Here is a 21,106-nt window from a genome sequence, read left to right on the forward strand (position 1 = left end):
GCGTCCGGCGCGTTCGGTCGCCTTCGGATCCGGTTGATTCTCACGGGTGAATCGCGTGTGATCGGTTGTTAGGATCCACCGCGGCACCGGGCCGTGCAGCAAACAAGCGCGTTCGGGCCGAGAACTCCCAAGGAGGCTTGCGTGACGGTTACCGATGATTACCTGGCCAACAACGCCGAATATGCGAGCACCTTCGAAGGGCCACTGCCCATGCCGCCGGGCAAACATGTCGCGGTCGTCGCGTGCATGGACGCCCGCCTCGATGTCTATCGCCTCCTCGGCCTCCACGAGGGGGAGGCCCACGTCATCCGCAACGCCGGCGGGGTCGTCACCGACGACGTCGTCCGCTCGCTGGCCATCAGCCAGCGGTTGCTGGGAACGCGGGAGATCATCCTGATTCACCACACCGATTGCGGCATGCTCACCTTCACCGACGACGACTTCAAGCGCGGCATCCAGGAGGAGACGGGCATCAAACCGCCGTGGGCGGCGGAGGCGTTCCCGGATTCCGCCGAGGACGTCCGGCAGTCGTTGCGCCGCCTGGAGGCCAGCCCGTTCGTCACCAAGCACGTCTCCGCGCGCGGATTCGTGTTCGACGTGGCCACCGGCAAGCTCGACGAGGTGACGCTGTAGTCCGGTCAGCCGACCTTGTAGGTCGCCAGCGCCTTGGCCACCAGCGTCCCCTGCGGGTCGACGATCTCTGCCTCGCAGTTGACCAGCGAGCGGCCGCGCCGCAGTACCCGGCCGATGCCGATCACGTCGGTGGCCCGGGCCGGGGCCATGAAGTCCAGCGCCATGGAGACGGTCACGCCCCGCAATTCGGGTGGCGCCTGCGCTCCGCACCACGCCGCCGCCATGACGGTCAGATCGGCGAGCGTGGCAATGGCGCCGCCGTGGACCATGTCACCGATGGTCACGTTGGACGGGTCCCAGGGCAGCCGCAGCCGCACTTCGTCGTCCTCGAGCCGGTCGGCGACAATGCCCAGCTTGGCGACGAAGGGTGACTGGGGGAGGAACTGGGCGATGACGTCGCGACCGCTCGGCGTGGGTGCGCCGGCGGCTTCAGGGGTGGCGGTCATCCCTCCATGCTTTCGCAACCGTCATCGGTCGCAAAAGTGCCGACGCGCTTCGTGACGCGATGTGTCCGGTGGTGGCCGCGCGCGCCATCCGGGCCGGCGGCTCGTCGGACCCCGCGGTTGACAGCGGCAGGACGAGCTGGTCTTATATCTTGCTAAGATGCCAAACTTGGTCAGTTCTGCCAGATTTTACCAAAGGAAGCCATGACCGGTGATCTGAAGGTGGCCCCCGCCGCCGGACAGTACGAGTTGAGCCATCTGCGCTCGCTGGAGGCAGAGGCCATCCACATCATTCGTGAGGTGGCCGCGGAGTTCGAGCGGCCGGTGCTGCTGTTCTCCGGCGGCAAGGACTCCATCGTCATGCTGCACCTCGCCCTGCGCGCGTTCCGCCCCGGGCGCTTGCCGTTCCCGGTGATGCACGTCGACACCGGGCACAACTTCGACGAGGTGATCGCCACCCGCGACGAGCTGGTCGCCGAGCACGGGGTGCGCCTGGTGATCGCGTCGGTCCAGGAGGACATCGACGCCGGCCGCGTCGTCGAGCCGAAGCAGGGCCGCAACTCGATTCAGACCGTGACCCTGCTGCGCGCCATCCGGGAGAACAAGTTCGACGCCGCCTTCGGTGGGGCGCGCCGCGACGAGGAAAAGGCCCGCGCCAAGGAACGCGTCTTCAGCTTCCGCGACGAGTTCGGCCAGTGGGATCCCAAGGCGCAGCGGCCCGAGCTGTGGAACCTCTACAACGGCCGGCACCACAAGGGCGAGCACATCCGGGTGTTCCCGCTGTCCAACTGGACCGAGTTCGACATCTGGTCCTACATCGGCGCCGAGAACATCGCGCTGCCGTCGATCTATTACGCGCACCGGCGCAAGGTGTTTCGTCGCGACGGCATGCTGCTGGCGGTCGACCGCAACATGCAACCGGGCGAGGACGAGCCGGTGTTCGAGACGACCGTGCGTTTCCGCACCGTCGGCGACGTCACGTGCACCGGGTGTGTGGAATCGCAGGCAGCCACCGTGGACGAGGTCATCGCCGAAACCGCGGTGTCCCGGCTGACCGAACGCGGGGCCACCCGGGCCGACGACCGCATCTCCGAGGCGGGCATGGAAGACCGTAAACGGCAGGGATACTTCTGATGACAACGCTCTTGAGGCTCGCGACCGCGGGTTCGGTCGACGACGGCAAGTCCACCCTGATCGGTCGGCTGTTGTATGACTCCAAGGCCGTGATGGAAGACCAGTGGGCCGCGGTGGAACAGACGTCCAAGGACCGCGGACACGACTACACCGACCTGGCGCTGGTGACCGACGGCCTGCGGGCCGAACGCGAACAGGGCATCACCATCGACGTCGCCTACCGCTACTTCGCCACGCCCAAGCGGAAATTCATCATCGCCGATACCCCCGGGCACATCCAGTACACCCGCAACATGGTGACCGGCGCGTCGACCGCGCAACTGGTGATCGTGCTCGTCGATGCGCGGCACGGCCTGCTCGAGCAGTCACGCCGGCACGCCTTCCTGGCGTCTTTGCTGGGCATCCAGCACATCGTCCTGGCCGTCAACAAGATGGACCTGATCGGTTGGGACAGAGAGAAATTCGAGGCGATCCGGGACGAGTTCCATGCCTTCGCCGCACGGTTGGACGTGCACGACGTGGCCACCATTCCGCTTTCGGCGCTGCACGGCGACAACGTGGTGACCAAGTCCGACCAGACGCCATGGTACGAGGGCCCGGCGTTGCTGTCCCACCTCGAAGAGGTGTACATCGCCGGTGACCGCAACATGGTCGACGTGCGGTTCCCGGTCCAGTACGTCATCCGCCCGCACACCCGTGAACACCAGGACCACCGCAGCTACGCCGGCACGGTCGCCAGCGGGGTCATGCGTCCGGGCGATGAGGTGGTGGTGCTGCCGGTCGGCAAGCGCACCCGGATCACGGCGATCGACGGGCCGAATGGCCCGGTGGAAGAAGCCTTCCCGCCGATGGCGGTGTCGCTGACCCTGGCCGACGAGATCGACATCTCGCGCGGCGACCTGATCGCCCGCACCCACAACCAGCCCAGGGTCACCCAGCAGTTCGACGCGACCGTGTGCTGGATGGCCGACAACGCGGCGCTCGAGCCCGGCCGCGACTACGTCATCAAGCACACCACCCGGACCACGCACGCGAAGGTGACCGCGCTCGACTACCGGCTGGACGTCAACACGCTGCATCGCGACAAGACGGCAACGGCGTTGCAGCTCAACGAACTCGGCCGCATTTCGCTGCGCACCCAGGTGCCGCTGCTGCTCGACGAATACACCCGCAACTCCAGCACCGGCTCGTTCATCCTCATCGACCCGCACACCAACGGCACCGTGGCGGCCGGCATGGTGCTGCGCGACGCTTCGGCGCAAGCGGCGAGCCCGAACACCGTGCGGCACAAGTCATCCGACGTCGCCGAGGCGCGGCCTCGTGGCAAGACGGTGTGGTTTACCGGATTGTCCGGGTCCGGCAAGTCGTCGGTGGCCATGCTGGTCGAGCAAAAGCTGCTCGAAAAGGGTGCTCTGGCTTATGTTCTCGACGGTGACAACCTGCGGCACGGTCTGAACGCCGACTTGGGCTTTTCCATGGCCGACCGGGCCGAAAACCTGCGCCGGCTGGCGCACGTGGCAGCGCTGCTCGCCGACTGCGGCAACGTCGTGCTGGTGCCGGCGATCAGTCCGCTGGCCGAACAACGCGAACTGGCACGCCAAGTGCACGCCGAGGCCGGCTTCGACTTCATCGAGGTGTTCTGTGACACCCCGATCGAGGAATGCGAAAAGCGTGATCCCAAGGGCCTGTACGCCAAAGCCCGGGCGGGTGAAATCACCCAGTTCACCGGCATCGACAGCCCATATCAGGCGCCGGTGAACCCCGATCTGCGGCTGACCCCGGACGGTACCGTCGAGGAGCAGGCGCAGCGGGTCATCGACCTGCTCGAATCACGCGGGTAGCGCCCCAGATCTGCCAGGCTGCACCGAAACGGTGCCGCCGGGTGGCACAATCCTGTGAGTGCGCATGTCGGCGAAGGCGGAGTATGCCGTGCGGGCGATGATTCAGCTCGCCACGGTGCCCGACGGAACGCTGGTGAAGACCGACGACCTGGCCCAGGCCCAGGGCATTCCGCCGCAGTTTCTCGTCGACATCCTGACCAACCTGCGCACCGACCGGCTGGTGCGAAGCCACCGCGGGCGCGAGGGCGGCTACGAATTGGCCCGTTCCGGCAAAGACATCAGCATCGCCGACGTGCTGCGCTGCATCGACGGACCGTTGGCCAGTGTGCGTGACATCGGGCTGGGCGACCTACCGTATTCGGGGCCCACGGCGGCACTCACCGACGTCTGGCGCGCGCTGCGGGCCAGCATGCGTTCGGTGCTCGAAGAAACGACCCTGGCCGATGTCGCCACCGGCGGCCTGCCCAAGCATGTCGCGCAGCTGGCCGACGACTATCGCCGGCAGGAAAGCCAGCGGCACGGCACGGCGCGCACCGGCGACTGAGCGCCAGTTATCGCTTAGCCCGCCGATCCGTACGGGCTGGTGAGGATCTCCATGGCATGCCCGGAGGGATCCGGGAAATAGACCCCGCGCCCGCCGTGATTGTGGTTGATCTCGCCGGGGCGTTTGGCGCCCGGATCGGCCCAGTGCTGCAGACCGCGTGATTGGATCCTGGCGTAGATGGTGTCGAACTCCTCCTCCGACACCAGGAACGCGTAGTGCTGGCGGGGGATGTCCGCGCCCTCGGGTGCGTCCGCATAGTCGAGGCTTGCGCCGTGCTCGAGTTCGACAACCATGAAGTGGCCGAAGGGCTTTGGGCTGGGCAGGCCGAACAGTTCGGTGAGGAACTCGGCTGATTCTTGTTTGTCGCGTGACGCGACGATGGTGTGGTTGAAACTGATGGTCATAGTTCTTTCCAGTCAACCACCGTCCACCCGGCGCGACAACGTCGCACTATTTCGGCGCGGTTAGCTCTAGGGCGATGTTGTCGGGATCGCGGAACTCCAGGATGAAGGACGGTCCGATGTCCTTGACCGGCTCATGGATGACGCCAAGTTCGTCGAGATGTGCTGCTGCCGAATCCAATTCGTCTTTGCTGGCGAGTCGGAAGGCGATGTGGTCGAGACCGACTCGATCCTCGTCGAAGCGGTCCGCGGCGACCGGGCGCAGCCCGAGCAGCGTGCCGCCCAGGTCGTAGATGACGCCGCCGAACAGGAAACTCAACTGGTTACGGGTGGGTTCGTCGGCGTTGTCGGGGACCTCGATCAACACCGGCCAACCGAACACGCTCTCGTAGAACTGCCGCGACCGCTCGATATCGGTCACCGTCAGCCGGACATGTGCGATGGAACTACTGGTGAACGCCACCCGGTCCATGGTTCCACTGATGGGCGGCATGTTAAACATGCCAAAATCGCGGTCGTGCAGATTGCGATGACCATGCCGGTGATGGAGCCGGATCTGGATGCGACCGTCCTCGAGAGCTGGGCGCGCGCCATCGACGAGGGCCCGTTCTCGTCGCTGTGCTGGGGTGAGCGCATCGCCTTCGACAACCCGGACAACCTGACGTTGCTGGGTGCGCTGGCCGCGTGGACCCAGCGGGTGCGGCTGCTGACCACGGTCATCGTGCCGCAGTTGCACGATCCGGTCATGCTCGCCAAGGGCTTGGCGACGGGCGATCTGTTGAGCGGCGGCCGCCTCACCGTGGGCATCGGGGTGGGCGGCCGGCACGAGGACTACCACGCCGTGAGCGCCGATCCGGCGACGCAGACGATGCGCGGCATGGCCGAACGCGTGGCGGTGATGAAGCGAGTCTGGGCGGGGGAGAAGACCTCCGACTCGGTGCTGCCGGTCGGTCCGGCCCCAGTCCAGCCCGGCGGTCCGCCGCTGTTCGTCGGCAGTATCGGGCCGAAAACCATCCGCAGCGCGGCCGCGTGGGCCGACGGGCTGGCCGGCACCACCCTGGACCTCGACGTGGCCAAGCAGAACGAGCTGTTCGACGTGACCCGGGCGGCCTGGGCGCAGGCCGGCAAACCCAAACCGCACCTGATCACGTCGTTCTGGTTCGCGTTCGGGTCGCCCGAGGGGTCCCGCGACCAGATACACCGTCATCTGCGCCGCTACATGAACTGGATACCGGCCGAATACGTCGACGCGATGGCGCCGATGACGGGCTGGGCCGGCAGCGAAGACGAGCTGCTGGACGTGCTGCGCCGGTTTGCCGAGATCGGCACCGAAGAGGTCCAGCTGATCCCGACCAGCTCGGATGTCGATCAGCTCCGTCGCGCCGCCGACGTGGCGGCCCGCCTCTAGCCTTAAAGGCATCGCCGCAGCTCAGACGGGGTGAATTGCCGCACCGGCGCGGTGGCGATTTCATTAGCGGCATGACGCAGCAGGAGCTGCCCGCCCCGCTGGCTGAACTGACCGGGCTCATGACGGAGTGCGCGAACAACGGCGATTACGCCGGGGCCGCGCGGCAGGCGAACGAGCTGGTCACCCTCTGCCGGGCAACGCTGGGCGAGCGTCATCCCACCGTCCTGGAACTCAAGGTGTCGCTGGCCACGGTGCAACTGCGGGCGGGCGACGACGCGGTCGCCTACGAAGAGTTCGCTCGGCTGATTCCGGACCTCGTCGAGGTGCTCGGGCGCGATCACCTCAGCACCCTGACCGCCCGCCACCTTTTGGCGGGGCGGCAACAACCGTCGCTGGCAGCGCTCGCCGAATGGTCGCAGTTGTTCGCCGACGAACAGCGGGTGTTGGGTGCCGAACACGAGAGCGTGTTGGTCGCCCGCGAGAAAATCGCTGAGAAGCGTTGGGAGATAGGTGATCTCGTCGGTGCAATGGCCGAGGGCGAACACGTACTCGCCGCGCGCCGACGCGTCCTCGGTGACGACCACGCCGACACCCTGGGGACGCGGTTGATGCTGGCGATCTGGCGAGGACGATCCGGCGATGTCGCCACGGCCGTCGCCGAGCTCGAGCCGTTGATCGGCGAGCTGCGCGACAAGCTGGGCGGCGACCACGTCCACCTGCTGATGGCCCGGCACATGTTCACGCTGTGGGCCCCCGACCTGGCCGGCGTCAAGGACGAGGTGGCGGCATGGGAAGCGCTGGTCGACGAAGAGGCCCGGGTCCTCGGCGACGAGCACCCGGTGACCGTCGCCGCCCGCCACGAGCTTGCCGGATGGTGCGCCCGGCATGGCGGTCACCCGGACCCCGGCGGCCAGGGCTCGTTGAACTGGTCGGCTTCGTGACCCGCCTGCGCGGTTGTGCGCGTCCGGCGAGGCTCAGGTCGCCGCGCGATCCGCGGGGCGCTCGTCGGTGACGGCGGGCTCCTGGGGCGGCTGCCCTTTGCGCAGCGTCTCCAGCAGCTCGCGGTACGGCCCCACCAGGTAGACGGTGTCGCCGCCGCGCAGCCAGGCGTCCCGGCGAGGATGCAGCTCGACGGGCGTATCCCGGCGGGTGATCGCGATGACCCGGGTCTGGGTGGACATCTCGAACATCCGCAGCCCGTCGAGCTCGCTGCCGGGCGCCACGTGCATGGCGCCGACCATGAACGAACGCGGCCCCACCGAGAACGTCCCGAGCACCTGCAGGCCCATCGCGGCGCCGATGAACCAGGGCGCGGCCAGGTCGACGGTCGAGCGGACATTCTCGAAACCGAACCGCTTGGCCACCGCGTCGCCCAGGGTGCGGTCATAGATCCGCAGCACGATCGGCACGTCGGGCCGGTTGACCTCGGGCATCACCCGCGGGCCGAGCATCTCCCGCAGCACGATCCCCGTCTCGATGTTGACCATGTCGTCCTGGGTCAGCACCGCGACGGCGCGGGCGCGGTCCACGCGGGCCGCCTCCAGCGTCTGGCGCAGCGTCGCGTCCCCGAAGATCACCGGCACGTCGAGTTCGTCTGCGGTCGAGAGGAATCGGTTGTTCTCATCGCGCTCGATCACCGCGACGTCGTATCCGGCGGCGGTCAGATCGCCGACGACGCGGCTGCCGAACGAGCCCAGCCCGACGACGATGATGTGGTTGCGCAGGTGGCGCGCCCGCCGGACCCCGGCCGATTGGACGAAGCGGCGCGACAGCAGCAAGTCCGCGAGGAAGGCGACGAGCAGCGCAGTAGTGGTCACCCCGGTGAACATCAGGGCGACGGCGAAAACTCGCAGCCACGCCGACTGGTGCAGGAAGGTGAATTCGCCGTAGCCCACGGTGGTGATGGTTTCCGCGGTGAAGTACATGGCGTCCAGCCAGGACAGCCGCGGCTTCGTGTAGGAGAAGTGCACCACGACCGTCGAGGCGAGCAGCAGGCTGAGCGCGAGCAGCATCGCGGGAAAGAGCATGGGGTTGACGTCGTCGCGCATCGCCCGCGCGGCGTCCGAGACGCGCCGCATCCACGATTGGCGCGACCGTGTCGCGCTCGGCCGGGGCGTCTTGATGCCGCGCGCGGCCAGCTCATCGGCGCTGCCGATCATCGCGGTCCAGTCGCCGGCGCGCACTTGATGATCGCGTCCCGGGCACGGGACCACCTCGTCGGGCGTGGCGGAGTTCTCGCCATGAATCACGGCTACCGGTGCCAGGTCGCCATAGATCTCGCGAAGGGTTGCGTCGCGGGGCGCCTCGGCGCCCGACACCAGGAATTTGATGCCGGCCGCCTCGACCGGATGCGTATGGCTCGACAGGCAGGCCTCAACCACCGAAGGCGCCGCGAGGTCGGCGACGTCCAGGATGGCGCCGGGACCGTTGTCGGCCGCCACCGCTGCCCGCAGCACGTCGTTGCCCAGGCGGGCGACGACGCGCACATGGGGGTTCGTTTTCCTTGCCAGCAAGGCGATTTCGAGATTCTTCGCGTCGTCATCCCCGGCGCACACGATGGCGTCCGCGCGGGCAAGATCGGCGGCGGCGAGCTCCTCGCTGTGCAGCTTGACGATCGTGGCGCCGGCGCGGTTCAGTTCCTCGGCAATCGTTGTGGCGAGCGCGTCGTCGCCGCTGACGATGATGTGGCGGCGCGTGCTCATGTATCCCCACCTCTGATGACATTGGCGCTCAGCTGTTGCTATGACTATCGGGCACCGTGCCGATTGATGCCAGCGCGACATGTCCTGAACTCGAGATGGATGGGAGGACGCCGTGGAGCGGGCGCCACTCGATTGGTGGTTGGACCGGGTCAACCTGCTGATCGACATGATGGGCGATGTCGATCTCGGCGGGGCGGTCGTGCTGGATTATTCCCAGGACTCACTGGCGGCGGTGGAGGCCGCGGCGCGGGGTCGGTTGGGCGGTCCGGCCGAGGCGCTCGATGGCGGGAATCAGTCCTTTACCGCGGGAGTGGTGGCGTATGTGGGTGAGGCGTTGATGCGTGTGGGTGGTGGGCGGTGGGACTGGGTGGCCGAGGCGCCCGCTGGTGTCGCGGTGGCTGACGCCGTGCTGGGGCAGCGGTTGGCTGAGCATCGTTGGCGCATCGACAGTGCGGGCGAGCCGGACGCGACGGGGTTTCCGATCATTCGTCCCGACGCCGAATCGGGGTTGGAGGCGTTGTCGCCGACGCATCTGTTGTTGCAGGCGTTGGCGAGCGACGAAAGCGCGGTGTTATCGGTCGTCCACCAGCGCTGGGAACGGGCCGTGAAGTCCCATGCGGCAACGAATCCCGATTGGTGGCCGGTCAAAGAGCGCACGCTGGCGGACGGGCTGTTCAACGCCCCGCCGCCCTCGACGGTGCTTGACGAGTGGCTGGCGCGGCGGGAGCAGAATTTCCCGGACTGGGCGGCCGAAAACGGCGGCGACTGGGATTACAGCCCCGACAGTCTCAACCGCCTCGCCGCTCTGGTCCTGCGGGTCACGCCGACTGTCGAGGCTTTCCACGATCCGGCTAACGTTGAGTTCGTCGACGGCGCCTCTTATTACCTGGGCGAGATGCTGCGTCGCGGCTATCCTTCCCGCTGGGTATACCGGGACTTCTTAGACGAGGGCGACTCGATCACCGCGAATTTCAAGATTCAGCTGAACGACGATGGCGGCTTTACTGGCCCTTACCATCTGCTCTCTCGCATGGTGAGGCGCGGCGATCTCAACCACACCCGCGCCTACTATGACGACTGGATCAGTTAAGTCCAGCACTACTGCGGTGCGGCGTTTTCGCCACCTACCGGACCGCGAGCGAAAACCGTTGCAAAGCTTATATTTCCGCGGTCCATCTCGACCCGTTGGTCGTGGCTGCGGCGGCAATGCTGATGATCGTCGTGCGATGATGTGGCGGGCAATCTTGCGGTACAACAGGGACAATGCGCATCATCGCGTATCGGGCGGCGCTGCGACTGGATAGGAGAACGCGGTGGAGGGTGGACCGCTGGATTGGTGGTTGGACCGGGTCAACGTGCTGATCGACATGATGGGCGATGTCGATCTCGACGGGGCGGTCGAGCTGGACTATTCGGAGGCGTCGTTGTCGGCGCTCGAGGCCGCGGCGCGGGATCGGTTGGGCGATCCGGCTGAGGCGCTCGATGGCGAGCAGCAGTCCTTTACCGCGGGAGCGGTGGCGTATGTGGGTGAGGCGTTGATGCGGGTCGGTGGTGGGCGGTGGGACTGGGCCGCCGAGGCGCCCGCCGGCCTCACGATCGATGATCCCCAGCTGCGGCAACGGCTCTCCGGGCATCGCTGGCGCATCGACAGTGCGGGCGAGCCCGATGCGACGGGCTTCCCGATCATTCGACCCGATGCCGAATCGGGGTTGGAGGCGTTGTCGCCGACGCATCTGCTGTTGCAGGCGTTGGCGAGCAACGACAGCGCGGTATTGGTACCCGCCTATGGCCGCTGGAAGCAGGTGGTCCAGGACTACGCCGAGGCGCATCCTGGATGGTCCCCGGTCAAAGAGCGCACGCTGGCGGACGGGCTGTTCAACGCCCCACCGCCCTCGACGGTGCTCGACGAGTGGCTGGCGCGACAGAAACGCAATTTCCCGGACTGGGCGGCCGCGAACGGCGGCAACTGGGATTACAGCCCGGACAGCATTAACCGGTTGACCGAGCTCGTATCGCGGAAAACGCCGACTGTGGCTGCGATTCGGGATCCCCGCAATGCTGAGTTCGTTGACGGTGCCAGCTACTACTTGGGCGAGATACTGCGGCGCGGCTGCCCGTCGCGTTGGGTGTACCGCGAGTTTCGCGACGACGGCGACCCGATTACCGCAAACTTTCAACTTCAGTTGAACGACGATGCCGGCTTCACCGGGCCGTTCCATCTGCTTTCCTTCATGCTCGAGCGTGGCGACCTCGGCCGTCCTCGCGCCTACTACGACGAATGGGTCGGCTGAATCCCGCCCCGCTGATCCAACAGATCGCGAGCGAAAACGGTTGAGGGAGGCGCACGTCGTTGCGGGCAGCCCAATGGGAGAGCCGTCAGAACCGATTAGGAGGTCGCGGTGGTCGGTGGGCCGCTGGATTGGTGGTTGGACCGGGTCAACGTGCTGATCGACATGACGGGCGACGTGGATCTCGGCGGGGCGGTCGAGCTGGACTATTCGGAGGCGTCGTTGTCGGCGCTCGAGGCCGCGGCGCGGGATCGGTTGGGCGATCCGGCCGAGGCGCTCGATGGCGAGCAGCAGTCCTTTACCGCGGGAGCGGTGGCGTATGTGGGTGAGGCGTTGATGCGGGTCGGTGGTGGGCGGTGGGACTGGGCCGCCGAGGCGCCCGCCGGCCTCACGATCGATGATCCCCAGCTGCGGCAACGGCTCTCCGGGCATCGCTGGCGCATCGACAGTGCGGGCGAGCCGGACGCGACGGGGTTTCCGATCATTCGTCCCGACACCGAATCGGGGTTGGAGGCGTTGTCGCCGACGCATCTGCTGTTGCAGGCGTTGGCGAGCGACGACAGCGCGGTATTGGTACCCGCCTATGGCCGCTGGAAGCAGGTGGTCCAGGACTACGCCGAGGCGCATCCTGGATGGTCCCCGGTCAAAGAGCGCACGCTGGCGGACGGGCTGTTCATACGCCCCACCGCCCTCGACGGTGCTCGACGAGTGGCTGGCGCGACAGGAGCAGAATTTCCCGGACTGGGCGGCCGAAAACGGCGGCAACTGGGACTATAGCCCCGACAGCATCGACCGCCTTGCCGCTTTGGTCCTGCGTCTGACGCCCACGATTCAGGCCTTCCACGATTCGGTCAATGCCGAATTCGTCGAGGGCGCCTGCTACTACCTCGGCGAAATGTTGCGTCGGGGGTATCCATCGCGCTGGGTCTACCGTGAGTTCCGCGACGAGGGCGCCCCGCTCAGCGCCAACTTCAAAATCCAGCTGAATGACGACGCTGGATTCACCAGCCCGTACGCTCTGCTGTACTCCCTGATCGAAAGCGCCAATCCCAGCGCTACTCGCACTTTCTATGACGAGTGGGTCAGCTGAATTTTCAAGGCTACCAATCCCGTCTTAGGATTCCGACATCTCTTGCTCGCCCTCGAGCGCGCGGAGGATGACGGGGAGGTTGGCAAATGGTGGGGCTTTGGCTGATATCGCGGCGTCTGGTCGCGACCGTCCTGGCCCTGGCACTTGTCGCCCTGCTCATGCCCATCGCGCAGGCCGCAGCAGATCCCACCCCGAAACTGCCCGGGTATTCCGCCGACCAGGATCCGCCGCCCGGCAAGACCCCCCTCACCTATACCTTTCCGTCAGCCAACGGCCTCTCTGCACTACCCGCACCGAGCCGCGCGGCCTTGATCGATATCAATACCAAGGGCAAGTACAAAGCCGGCACCGAGCAACATCTCTACAAGAGTTGGTTGGTCTATCAGAACCAGCGGGCGCCGGCTGTGGCGAATCCGTTGAGCTGGGCGGATTATCGCGACGCATACGTCCGCGCCTTCAACAATCGCAACACCGGCACCAGCTTCGAAACCGCGCTCGATCAAGAGCTGAAGTTGACCGAAAACGGTTACATACGCAACCGGAAGATCAAGGGCACCTCAATCAACCGCCGCCCTGACTTCCACAACGACCAAGAAATCGTCGAGATCAAGACCGGGGCCGTCGACAAGGCACAGCTCGAAGACTTCCTACGCATCGCGCAACAGACCGGTCGTCGGGTGGTGTACATCTTCCCGGACAAGCCTCCTCCGGCGACGCTTCAAGCCATGCTGGCTGCCGCTCAGGGCCTGGGCGCGTCCGACCGGCTATTCGTCCGGTATTACCCGACGGTGGGTGTACCCGACCCGTCGGGGAAAGCCGTCCTCGCCAGCGGCGGGCAGAACCCGGTCAACGGGGGTGCCGATCAAACCACCGGCGCATCTCCGGACTCGCCGGCCCAGGCGATCGAACAGGCCTTTGTCTCAGGGCAGGTCAACGCCGACATGGACATTGAACAGGCGGCCCAGGATCCCGAGTCGGTACCGGAGTCGGTGCCCGCCTCGGCGCCGGCTCCCGCCCCGGGCCAGCAAGCACCCGGTTCGGCCCCGGCTCCCGCCCCGGGACAGCAAGCGCCGGCCCCGGCACAGCAGGCGCCCGGTTCGGCTCCCGCCCCCGCCCCGGCACAGCAAGCACCCGGTTCGGTCCCCGCACCGCAAGCGCCCCGACCGGTCCCTGCCCCCCAAGCGCCCAAGCCGGCGGCCGGCCCGATGCCGATCAATCCGGGAGCCGTTGTTGGCCCAATCGTCGACGCCGGAGTCCTCGCAGGCGTGACGGCGGCCAACACCGTCGCCGGCATCATCGGCGCCGCTACGGGCGGCGCTGCCACGGTTTTGGCCAACGTCACGGGTGGCCTAGTCAGCGGCATCGCCGGCGCGGTGACCGGGGGAATCGTCGGCGGCGTGGCCAGTGGGATCGGGGGCGGCGCCGCGAGCGGCGTCAGCGCCGTTTCCAGCGGGATCGGCGGAGTGCTGGGCGGCGTCGATTTCTCCACGCTGCAGCTGCGCTACATCTCCGACACCGACCTCAACGGCAACGGTGTGCAGTATTCCTTTGCCGCCAATACGCAAACCGGCGGTGCGCCGTCGTTCGGCGGTAATACCAACGCCTACATGGCTTCCGACTCGTTCTTCGTCTGGCTGGCGCTACCAACCTCGGCGTTCACGGTGAACCTCAACCCGAACGAACCGGACCGCATCATCGACGCGCAGTTCGGTCGCACCGACGCCGGGCGGATCCTGCTGGAAGCCGACTACACCATGAAGCAGGCCACCGCGAAGCTGGTCGACCCCGCAACGCCGGACGGCCGCCAATTCTTGGACGCGTTGAAAGGCTCCAAATGCTTTTCCCCGCAACGGAAGTGGATCATCCCGTTGCCGGCCAGCGTGTCCACGCAGGGCGACTCCATGTACATCTTGGACGCCCCGCTGGATGTGAAACTCGAGATCGAGGGGATGGACTTGAAGCCGGGCATCGGCTGTCCGGCCCAGGATGCGGCGATCACCCGCCAAAACGACGATCTGTACCGGACGATGATTTTGCCGAAGATCGTCGACGAGGTGAACCACGCGCCCGAGTACGCCGACCTGCGCCGCGTCTATGCCAGCCGGATCGCCGCCGAGTGGTACCGGCAGCGCAGCGCCACCAAGCCCACCGCCTACTCGAAGATCGTCGATTCGGGCAACATCGACGCCTGGACCACCAAGGAACCGTTCAACCCGCAGGAACTCTTCAACCGTTATCGCAAGTCCTTCTACGAGGGCGACGCGACCTACACCTGGCAGACCGGGGACCGCACCACCTGGAAGCTGACCATCGGCGGCGTCGACTTCACCAACATCCCGATGGTCAACATGTCGCCGAAGGATTTCGCCAAAGACCATCCGACGCTGCCTGCAACCGCAAGCGGCTCGCTGTTCGGGCCGCGGCTGCAGAGTTCGGCGCAGCAGAGTTCAGCGCAGCAGGTGTGGCTGGGCGGCCTGACCAGTGCGCGACCCATGAGCCAGGTATGGAAAGGCGATCCGGGAGTGCTCATCCCGATGCCGAAGTCGGTTTTCGGGACGTCGCTGAGCCCGCTCATGTACGCCGCGATCGTGCTGCCGTTGGCCGCCTGGATCGGTGTCGGGGGTGCGCTGTGGTGGCGGCGCAGGCGGACCGCCGGCTTGCCGGGGAGGCGCTGACGGTGTCAGACCACTCCCAGGATCCCTTCTTCGATCCCTTTAGCCCCGAACCGGTTTCGCCCACGCCCTCGTGGGCCCCGCCGGCCTCGCCCGGCCTGCCGCCGCCACCCGCCGCGCCTCGACCATCCGCGGGGCAGCCACCGCCTGTCGCGCCGCCCCCCGGAAAACCGCGGCCGCCCGCGGCGCCGGCGCCGTCGGCCAGGCCGGCCGCGGGTGTGTCCCCGGCCACCGTGTTCTTCGGCAGCTACGTGTTCGCCGGCATCGCCGCCCTGCTGGTGGCGGCGGCGATCGCCGTGCTGGTGGCGATTTCGGATTTCCGTGCACGCGGTAGCACGTCGGGCCCGGCGCTGGTCGCCGCGGCCGCCGGATTGATCGTCGTCGCCGCGTTGGTGGTGTCACTGGGTGTGCTCGACGATCGCGGACGCAGCGGGGCCCGAGTCGTGACATGGGTCGTCTGCGGTCTTGGATTAGCCTCGGGCGCAGCGATTTTCGTTGTCGACCCGGGGGAGTCGGTGGCGTGGTTCGGTCAGTTGCTGCACGTGGGCGCGGTGGTGACGATCATCGTCTCGGCCGCCGCCGCCGCGTTGCTCGCGCTGCCGGACTCCAACGCGTACTTCCGGCAGAGCGGCCCTAAACCCGTTCCCGCATCGACCTTTCCGCAACACGTCGCCTTTCCGCCACCCGCGCCGCATCAACCCCCGGCGCCTCCGCAACCGCCGGCCGGTTCCGCACCGCCGCGGAGGACGCCCGCGAATGACCCTGACTACGACCCGTTCTCATGACGGCTAGCTGGCCGGGCCCCAGTTGGCCCAATCCGTTCGACCCGGGCGCCCCGCAGCCACCGCCGCCCGCCCCGCCCTCCGAGGAAGTGAACACGCTGGCGACGCTGTCGGTCATGTTCGCCTTTCTGCTGGCACCGGTGGGAGTCGTGTTGGGGCACTTCGCCCTCAAAGACATTCGTCGGCGGGGTGAGCGCGGCCGCAATCGCGCGCTGGTCGGACTGACGCTGTCGTACGCCTTCACCGTGATCGCCGTGGTGGCGCTGGTGCTGTGGACGACGCTGGGTGACAAGCAGACTGGCCAGTCGACGGCGCATTCCGGGGGCACCACCGCCGCGGGTGCGGCGAAGCCGACCGCCACCGCCTCGGCGCCGCCCGAACCGTCGGTGACGGCCGAAGGCCTGCAGTCGCTGGTGCTCACCGGCGAAGACGTCGCCGGTCTCATCAAGGCGCCGGGCATGTACGTCAACAAGACCTGGACGCAAACGCACGAACTGCAGCCCGGTGACAGCTTCGATCCCCCCGAATGCACCGAGGCGGTGTTCAACGGCTTGACGGCGTCCTATCGTGACAGCGGTTATCGCGCCATCTACGGCGTGGACCTGGGCCAGCACACCAACGGTTTCCCGCACGGGGTTTCGGAGTTCGTCGCGACGTTCGACAACGCCGCGGCCGCAAAGGGTTTCGTCACCAACGCCGTCAACCAAATCAACGGTTGCGCCGGCAAGCAATTGACCTACTCGCACGGCGGCATCTCCGGCATCTACAGCGTCGGAACACCGGCGCAGACCGGGCCGGTGACCTCGGTGCGCAGCACCCTGGGGACGGTGCAGGACAACGGGCGGACCACCGATGTCGGCGGCCAGCACACCAGCGCATTGCGGGCCCTGGCGGCCAAGGCCAACGTCGTGGTCGACGTCGACGTCATCGGACGCGATCTCGGCGACGACGCCACCACCCTCGTGCAGGGCATCCTGGGCCGTATCCCGAGTTGACCAGGCTGCCAACAGGATTGGTGGATCTACAAGACCCGAACGTCTGCAGGTGACCAGAACGCGCGCATCGAGGTGATCTTGGCGTCCCCGTCGAACGACATCGTCGAAATGGGCGAGATCCGGGTGCTGCTGTCGCCGGCGTCGAGCGTGAGATGCCACAAGAAGGCGGCTTCGCTGCCGCCGATCCGTATTTCGGCGAGCTCGGTGTCCTTCTTCGCGTCCTGAAATCCCGCATAGAAGGTCCGGATGGCGTCCTTTCCGCGGCGGATGTCGGACCCGATCGGGTCCTCGATGGTGGCGTCGTCGGCGTAGAGCGCCACGATGTCGTCGGCGGTACCCGTGGCGACCAGCGCGAGGTAGCGATTGACGGTCTCGGTGATGGCTTCTGGGGACGGCATGGCTCGGACGCTACTCCTAGCCGTTGCCACCGTATGCGTTGCGGTATTCGCGGCAATACTGGCGGCGTGACTTTTATCGAACGCCTCGCGAGCCGCGAGATCTACCGCAACCAGTGGATGGTGCTGCGTGAGGACGACATCCGCCGCCCGGACGGCAGCCAGGGTATCTACGGCGTCGTCGACAAGCCGGCCTATGCACTCGTGATGCCTTATGACGGGCGCCGCTTCCGGCTGGTCGAGCAGTTTCGCTATCCCCTCGGCGAGCGGCGTTGGGAATTTCCCCAAGGCACCGCTCCCGAATTGGCCGACGCCGAACCGGCCGAGCTCGCCGCGCGCGAGCTACGGGAGGAAACCGGGTTGCGCGCAACGTCGTTCGAGGCGATCGGCCAGCTCGACGTCGCACCGGGAATGACCAGTCAGCGGGGTTGGGTGTTTCTGGCCACCGGGATCGCCGAAGGGGAAGTCGAGCGCGAGCACGAGGAGCAGGACATGCGCAGCGCGTGGTTCTCGCGCGACGAGGTCGAACAGATGATTCGCGAGGGAGTCATCGTCGACGCGCAGTCGGTGGCCGCCTACGCGCTGTTCCTGTTGCGAGCGGGGTGAATCGGCGCGACGGCACCGCGATCGTGTCCGCGCCGAGATCGGGCCGCGTCATCGAACGTCCACCATTGACGCAATGCGGCCGACGTCTCGGGTAGGTGCGGTGCTCACTGCCGTCACCGCGTGGGTCGTGGGCGCATCCGGCGTGTCTGTCCACGCGATGTCGCCATCGTGGAGCGGCAAATATTCATTGGTGAGGTATGCGGCCGGTAAATCCGGCACCAGCGTCGCCGCCAAACAGGCCGAACCGACCTTCAGTGCCGATTACGTCTTCACCACCGCGTGCTCGTCGGGCCGGTGCGTCGCCACCGCCACGAACGGGCCCGCGCCCAAAAACCCGACGTTGCCCCGGCCTTCGCATTACACGTGGGACGGCGCCAAGTGGGTCGAGCGCTTCGACTTCCAATGGGATTGCTATATGGGCGAAGGGATTCCGAAGGTGTGGGCACCGGCACGGTCGTGGGCGTTCTACACACCGCAGGCGGACGGATCGTTGCGTGGCACCTGGCACACCGATATCAGCGGCGGGCCCTGCGGTGGGTCCGTCGAAATGCCGGTGGCGGCGTTCGCCGCCGCGCCGGCATGACGGAGACGCCGTCAGGGCGGCGCCTCAGAGATTGATCAGGGGCAGTAGTTGGATTCCGCCGCGCTCACGATGGCCGTCGCGTCCCCGTAGTTGAAGGAACTGTTCAACCCGGAATGGACATCGGTGGCCAGCTCGTCGGGAGTCTTGCCCGCGGCGCGATCCGAGCAGATGGCGTGGCCCAGCGAGATCAGCGTGCCTTCGCCGCCCGGTTGCCACACGACGCCGATCTTCTTCAGTTGACCCAGGTATCCGTCATCGTCGGCGGCGGCGACCCCGCTACCTGCCGTTAACGCGGCAGCAACGACCGCCGGAATACACAACATGCGCAGCCCGCAAACAGCCTTCATCTCGGCTCCTTCTCGTCAGGGATGGTGATAACGGGCTCATTATGCGGCGCTCCGTCTGCGATTGCGCGGCGAACAGCAAAAGCTGGCAAGCCATCACTGGGCAACTATGTCCTGCATCGGCAATCGAAGGCGATTGCCGTGGCAACCAACTCAAACCCGGTGCCGGGTAGTGGCCCGGCGGATCAGTCCGGCGGAGCTGGAGTCATCGAGGCGATGTAATAGGTTTCGTGCCCGCTCGGGTAGCCGCCCCCGCCGGTCGCGATATGGACGTGGTCGTAGTGGTCGGCGGTCTCCGAACCCAGGTCGGCCATCCAGTTGCCCCCGCCGACGCCCGGGTAGATCTTCTGTCGCCAGATCACGTGGTTGATGCCCCACCGTTTCGCGTTCGCCAGGGCGTAACCGGCGATCTGGTTGCCGAGCTCGATGCCTTCGGGGGAGTGGTAATTGGGGATCATCACGTCGATCGCCAGCCCGTTGGGATGCCACGGCAACGGGTCCTCGCGGTAGCCGTAGATGGTCTTGATCTGGGGGAAGAGCACGGTGATGACGCGGGCCGCCCAGATGGTCTTGACCTGCAACCGTTCTTCGGATCCCACGCTGTGCGGCAAGGCGAGCTGGAATTGCTGGCCGGCGGACGGGGCCGGCGGTGCCAGGGCCGTCAGCGACTCGATCTCGGCCGGGCTGGCCGGGCGCGGCGCGCTGGCGGGCGGCACAGGCGCCGTCGCGCTGGGGGTGATCGGACCCGGGGCCGCCGCGGGCGTTTCGACGCAGCAGCGCGTCTTGGTGCCCTGCGCGTGGATCATGGCCGCGGAGACGACGAGCGATGCCGCGATCGCCAGCCATCGCCCCCGCCCGTTCGCGAACACCTTCACGGCCACGACCAGCAGCTTAATGTCGTCTGTGACGCGTGGGGCCCGTTTTCACGTTGCTTGTCCAGCGCGGGCGAGCGGACCAGAATGACACCATGGCCGGGCGGTCGTTCGACGATGCGAATGCCTTTCACCGAACGATGCGCCGCTTCGCGTCGACGACCGTGGGCGCGGCGCTATTGCGCCCGACGGCCCACCACCTCGACCGCCTCGTCGCCAAGGCCACCGGAGGACGGAAAAGCTTCGCCGAGGTCGCGACTGGCATCCCGGCGGTCTTGCTCACCACCACGGGCGCCAAATCCGGTGCGTCGCGCACCGTCGCCGTGTACGGGATCCCGCATCCGGACGGCCTGGCCCTCATTGCGTCCAACTTCGGTGGCAGCAAGCATCCGGCCTGGTACCACAATCTCAAGGCCCACCCGGAAGCGACGGTCACGATCGGCCGTGACGCCTGGAATGCCACCGCGCGGCTCGCGACGCCACGGGAGCGCGACGAGATCTGGGCCAAAGGACTCGAGCTGTATCCAGGCTGGCACAAGTACGAGGTGCGGGCGAAAGATCGACACATCGAGGCGTTCGTGCTGGCGCGAAGCTCTCAACACAAACAAGGGTCGGCCTCATGACACGGCGACACAGGCAAGTCGACCGGACGTGAAGCCGAGGTCGGGCCACCCGAGAAGCCGGGGTGGGGCGACCGACCGCCGGCGTGAACTAGGTCGGCCGTGAGAGGCCCCGCTCGATACGATGCACCGCATGGCCATCAAACTCGAGAACGTCGGCATCGCCGTGCGTGACCTCGATGCAACGATCGCGTTCTTCACCGATCTTGGTCTCACGGTCGTCGGCCGCGACACCGTCCGCGGCGAGTGGACCGACACTGCCGTCGGCCTCGATGGCAACCACGCAAACATTGCGATGCTTCAGACGCCGGACGGTCATGGACGCCTCGAGCTCTTCGAGTACATCCATCCCAAAGCGATTGAGTCGAAGCCCACTCGTCCCAACGAGATCGGCATGCACCGCGTCGCGTTCTCGGTTGATGACCTCGACAAAGCCCTCGAAATTGCCGCGAGGCACGGCTGCCGTCCGCTTCGTGGCGTGGCGACTTACGAGGACGCCTACAAGCTCACCTACGTCCGCGGTCCCAGCGACATCCTTGTGATGCTCGCCGAGGACCTGAAGAAGGCCTAACGGCCGATCCCACTGGGGGTGTGGCTAGACCTTCGTCGAGGTCAGGCGGTGTTTTGCGTGGTGCCCCCGGCAGGATTCGAACCTGCGGCCTTCTGCTCCGGAGGCAGACGCTCTATCCCCTGAGCTACGGGGGCGCACCGACATACCTGTTGCGCCATGGGGCTTTCGAACAAGCACGGACA

Annotated in this window: 24 protein-coding genes and 1 tRNA gene; 17 read left to right on the forward strand and 8 right to left on the reverse strand. The window is 66.8% G+C overall.

The genetic code is table 11. From position 1 onward, the window contains the following. Positions 1-141: 141 nt before the first annotated feature. A complete protein-coding gene (locus AC5Y5B_RS06200; protein ID WP_112634773.1) occupies positions 142-633 on the forward strand; it encodes a beta-class carbonic anhydrase in 492 nt (163 codons plus the stop codon). A 5-nt stretch (positions 634-638) separates the two neighbouring features. Here the strand turns inward: AC5Y5B_RS06200 and AC5Y5B_RS06205 are convergent, their stop codons facing one another. Beyond that, complete coding sequence (locus AC5Y5B_RS06205; protein ID WP_112634774.1) at positions 639-1,079, reverse strand: PaaI family thioesterase; 441 nt, start codon at positions 1,077-1,079, stop codon at positions 639-641. Positions 1,080-1,280: 201 nt separating this feature from the next. Here AC5Y5B_RS06205 and cysD point away from each other — a divergent pair, with 201 nt between their 5' ends. The 3 genes from cysD to AC5Y5B_RS06220 are packed head-to-tail and all read left to right on the forward strand — an operon-like array spanning position 1,281 to position 4,595. Beyond that, positions 1,281-2,210, forward strand: a complete 930-nt coding sequence (cysD, locus tag AC5Y5B_RS06210; protein ID WP_165821872.1) for a sulfate adenylyltransferase subunit CysD — start codon at positions 1,281-1,283, stop codon at positions 2,208-2,210. After that, positions 2,210-4,051, forward strand: a complete 1,842-nt coding sequence (cysC, locus tag AC5Y5B_RS06215) for an adenylyl-sulfate kinase (protein WP_112634776.1) — start codon at positions 2,210-2,212, stop codon at positions 4,049-4,051. Before cysD ends, cysC begins: the two co-directional genes overlap by 1 nt. 58 nt (positions 4,052-4,109) lie before the next feature. Continuing rightward, positions 4,110-4,595: an Rrf2 family transcriptional regulator gene (locus AC5Y5B_RS06220; protein WP_112634777.1), complete on the forward strand. Its 486-nt coding sequence runs from the start codon at positions 4,110-4,112 to the stop codon at positions 4,593-4,595. A gap of 14 nt (positions 4,596-4,609) precedes the next feature. Here the strand turns inward: AC5Y5B_RS06220 and AC5Y5B_RS06225 are convergent, their stop codons facing one another. Beyond that, entirely contained in the window at positions 4,610-4,999 is a 390-nt protein-coding gene (locus tag AC5Y5B_RS06225; protein ID WP_112634778.1) for a VOC family protein, read from the reverse strand. Between the two features lie 46 nt (positions 5,000-5,045). Continuing rightward, positions 5,046-5,468: a VOC family protein gene (locus AC5Y5B_RS06230; protein WP_430919976.1), complete on the reverse strand. Its 423-nt coding sequence runs from the start codon at positions 5,466-5,468 to the stop codon at positions 5,046-5,048. A gap of 57 nt (positions 5,469-5,525) precedes the next feature. On the opposite strand from AC5Y5B_RS06230, the gene AC5Y5B_RS06235 reads away from it, so the two are divergent. Both AC5Y5B_RS06235 and AC5Y5B_RS06240 read left to right on the forward strand, forming a co-directional pair. After that, the gene (locus AC5Y5B_RS06235) at positions 5,526-6,404 is read left to right on the forward strand and encodes an LLM class flavin-dependent oxidoreductase (RefSeq protein ID WP_500004763.1); all 879 of its coding nucleotides are present in this window, start codon (positions 5,526-5,528) and stop codon (positions 6,402-6,404) included. A 71-nt stretch (positions 6,405-6,475) separates the two neighbouring features. Beyond that, positions 6,476-7,345 carry a tetratricopeptide repeat protein gene (locus tag AC5Y5B_RS06240; RefSeq protein WP_112634779.1) on the forward strand — a complete coding sequence of 290 codons (870 nt, stop codon included), beginning with the start codon at positions 6,476-6,478 and terminating at the stop codon, positions 7,343-7,345. Positions 7,346-7,378: 33 nt separating this feature from the next. Here AC5Y5B_RS06240 and AC5Y5B_RS06245 read toward each other — a convergent pair whose 3' ends face one another. After that, complete coding sequence (locus AC5Y5B_RS06245) at positions 7,379-9,106, reverse strand: NAD-binding protein (RefSeq protein ID WP_500004375.1); 1,728 nt, start codon at positions 9,104-9,106, stop codon at positions 7,379-7,381. Between the two features lie 112 nt (positions 9,107-9,218). Between AC5Y5B_RS06245 and AC5Y5B_RS06250 the strand changes: the two genes are divergently transcribed. The 7 genes from AC5Y5B_RS06250 (at position 9,219) to AC5Y5B_RS06280 (ending at position 16,933) form a co-directional block, all read left to right on the forward strand. Further along, a complete protein-coding gene (locus AC5Y5B_RS06250; protein ID WP_500004378.1) occupies positions 9,219-10,196 on the forward strand; it encodes a hypothetical protein in 978 nt (325 codons plus the stop codon). A gap of 223 nt (positions 10,197-10,419) precedes the next feature. Further along, positions 10,420-11,397 (forward strand): hypothetical protein, encoded by a 978-nt coding sequence (locus tag AC5Y5B_RS06255; RefSeq protein ID WP_500004379.1) that lies wholly within the window; start codon positions 10,420-10,422, stop codon positions 11,395-11,397. Between the two features lie 108 nt (positions 11,398-11,505). Then, positions 11,506-12,171: a hypothetical protein gene (locus tag AC5Y5B_RS06260; RefSeq protein ID WP_500004380.1), complete on the forward strand. Its 666-nt coding sequence runs from the start codon at positions 11,506-11,508 to the stop codon at positions 12,169-12,171. After that, positions 12,092-12,484, forward strand: a complete 393-nt coding sequence (locus AC5Y5B_RS06265; RefSeq protein WP_500004382.1) for a hypothetical protein — start codon at positions 12,092-12,094, stop codon at positions 12,482-12,484. Before AC5Y5B_RS06260 ends, AC5Y5B_RS06265 begins: the two co-directional genes overlap by 80 nt. Before the next feature lie 86 nt (positions 12,485-12,570). Beyond that, positions 12,571-15,159, forward strand: coding sequence for a hypothetical protein (locus tag AC5Y5B_RS06270; RefSeq protein ID WP_500004384.1), 2,589 nt, complete (start codon positions 12,571-12,573; stop codon positions 15,157-15,159). Between the two features lie 215 nt (positions 15,160-15,374). Then, positions 15,375-15,941: a hypothetical protein gene (locus tag AC5Y5B_RS06275; RefSeq protein ID WP_500004386.1), complete on the forward strand. Its 567-nt coding sequence runs from the start codon at positions 15,375-15,377 to the stop codon at positions 15,939-15,941. Further along, positions 15,938-16,933: a sensor domain-containing protein gene (locus tag AC5Y5B_RS06280; RefSeq protein ID WP_500004388.1), complete on the forward strand. Its 996-nt coding sequence runs from the start codon at positions 15,938-15,940 to the stop codon at positions 16,931-16,933. Before AC5Y5B_RS06275 ends, AC5Y5B_RS06280 begins: the two co-directional genes overlap by 4 nt. Before the next feature lie 26 nt (positions 16,934-16,959). Here the strand turns inward: AC5Y5B_RS06280 and AC5Y5B_RS06285 are convergent, their stop codons facing one another. Further along, positions 16,960-17,331 carry a nuclear transport factor 2 family protein gene (locus AC5Y5B_RS06285; protein WP_112634313.1) on the reverse strand — a complete coding sequence of 124 codons (372 nt, stop codon included), beginning with the start codon at positions 17,329-17,331 and terminating at the stop codon, positions 16,960-16,962. A gap of 33 nt (positions 17,332-17,364) precedes the next feature. Between AC5Y5B_RS06285 and AC5Y5B_RS06290 the strand changes: the two genes are divergently transcribed. Together AC5Y5B_RS06290 and AC5Y5B_RS06295 are read left to right on the forward strand one after the other, a co-directional pair. After that, on the forward strand, positions 17,365-17,934 hold the full coding sequence (locus AC5Y5B_RS06290) for an NUDIX domain-containing protein (RefSeq protein ID WP_205869165.1): 570 nt from the start codon (positions 17,365-17,367) through the stop codon (positions 17,932-17,934). 73 nt (positions 17,935-18,007) lie between these two features. Next, positions 18,008-18,517: an Rv2253 family sensor-like surface protein gene (locus AC5Y5B_RS06295; protein WP_500004391.1), complete on the forward strand. Its 510-nt coding sequence runs from the start codon at positions 18,008-18,010 to the stop codon at positions 18,515-18,517. A gap of 35 nt (positions 18,518-18,552) precedes the next feature. On the opposite strand, the gene AC5Y5B_RS06300 is transcribed toward AC5Y5B_RS06295, so the two are convergent. Further along, positions 18,553-18,840 carry a DUF732 domain-containing protein gene (locus tag AC5Y5B_RS06300; RefSeq protein WP_500004766.1) on the reverse strand — a complete coding sequence of 96 codons (288 nt, stop codon included), beginning with the start codon at positions 18,838-18,840 and terminating at the stop codon, positions 18,553-18,555. 206 nt (positions 18,841-19,046) lie between these two features. Continuing rightward, on the reverse strand, positions 19,047-19,742 hold the full coding sequence (locus AC5Y5B_RS06305; RefSeq protein ID WP_240631815.1) for a VldE C-terminal domain-containing protein: 696 nt from the start codon (positions 19,740-19,742) through the stop codon (positions 19,047-19,049). 86 nt (positions 19,743-19,828) lie between these two features. Between AC5Y5B_RS06305 and AC5Y5B_RS06310 the strand changes: the two genes are divergently transcribed. Both AC5Y5B_RS06310 and AC5Y5B_RS06315 read left to right on the forward strand, forming a co-directional pair. Then, positions 19,829-20,356, forward strand: coding sequence for a nitroreductase family deazaflavin-dependent oxidoreductase (locus AC5Y5B_RS06310; RefSeq protein WP_500004394.1), 528 nt, complete (start codon positions 19,829-19,831; stop codon positions 20,354-20,356). A 130-nt stretch (positions 20,357-20,486) separates the two neighbouring features. Then, positions 20,487-20,924: a VOC family protein gene (locus AC5Y5B_RS06315; protein WP_500004396.1), complete on the forward strand. Its 438-nt coding sequence runs from the start codon at positions 20,487-20,489 to the stop codon at positions 20,922-20,924. Positions 20,925-20,982: 58 nt separating this feature from the next. On the opposite strand, the gene AC5Y5B_RS06320 is transcribed toward AC5Y5B_RS06315, so the two are convergent. Next, positions 20,983-21,058 (reverse strand) — tRNA-Arg (locus AC5Y5B_RS06320). Positions 21,059-21,106 lie beyond the last annotated feature (48 nt).

This window comes from Mycobacterium sp. NGS33 (assembly GCF_059812885.1).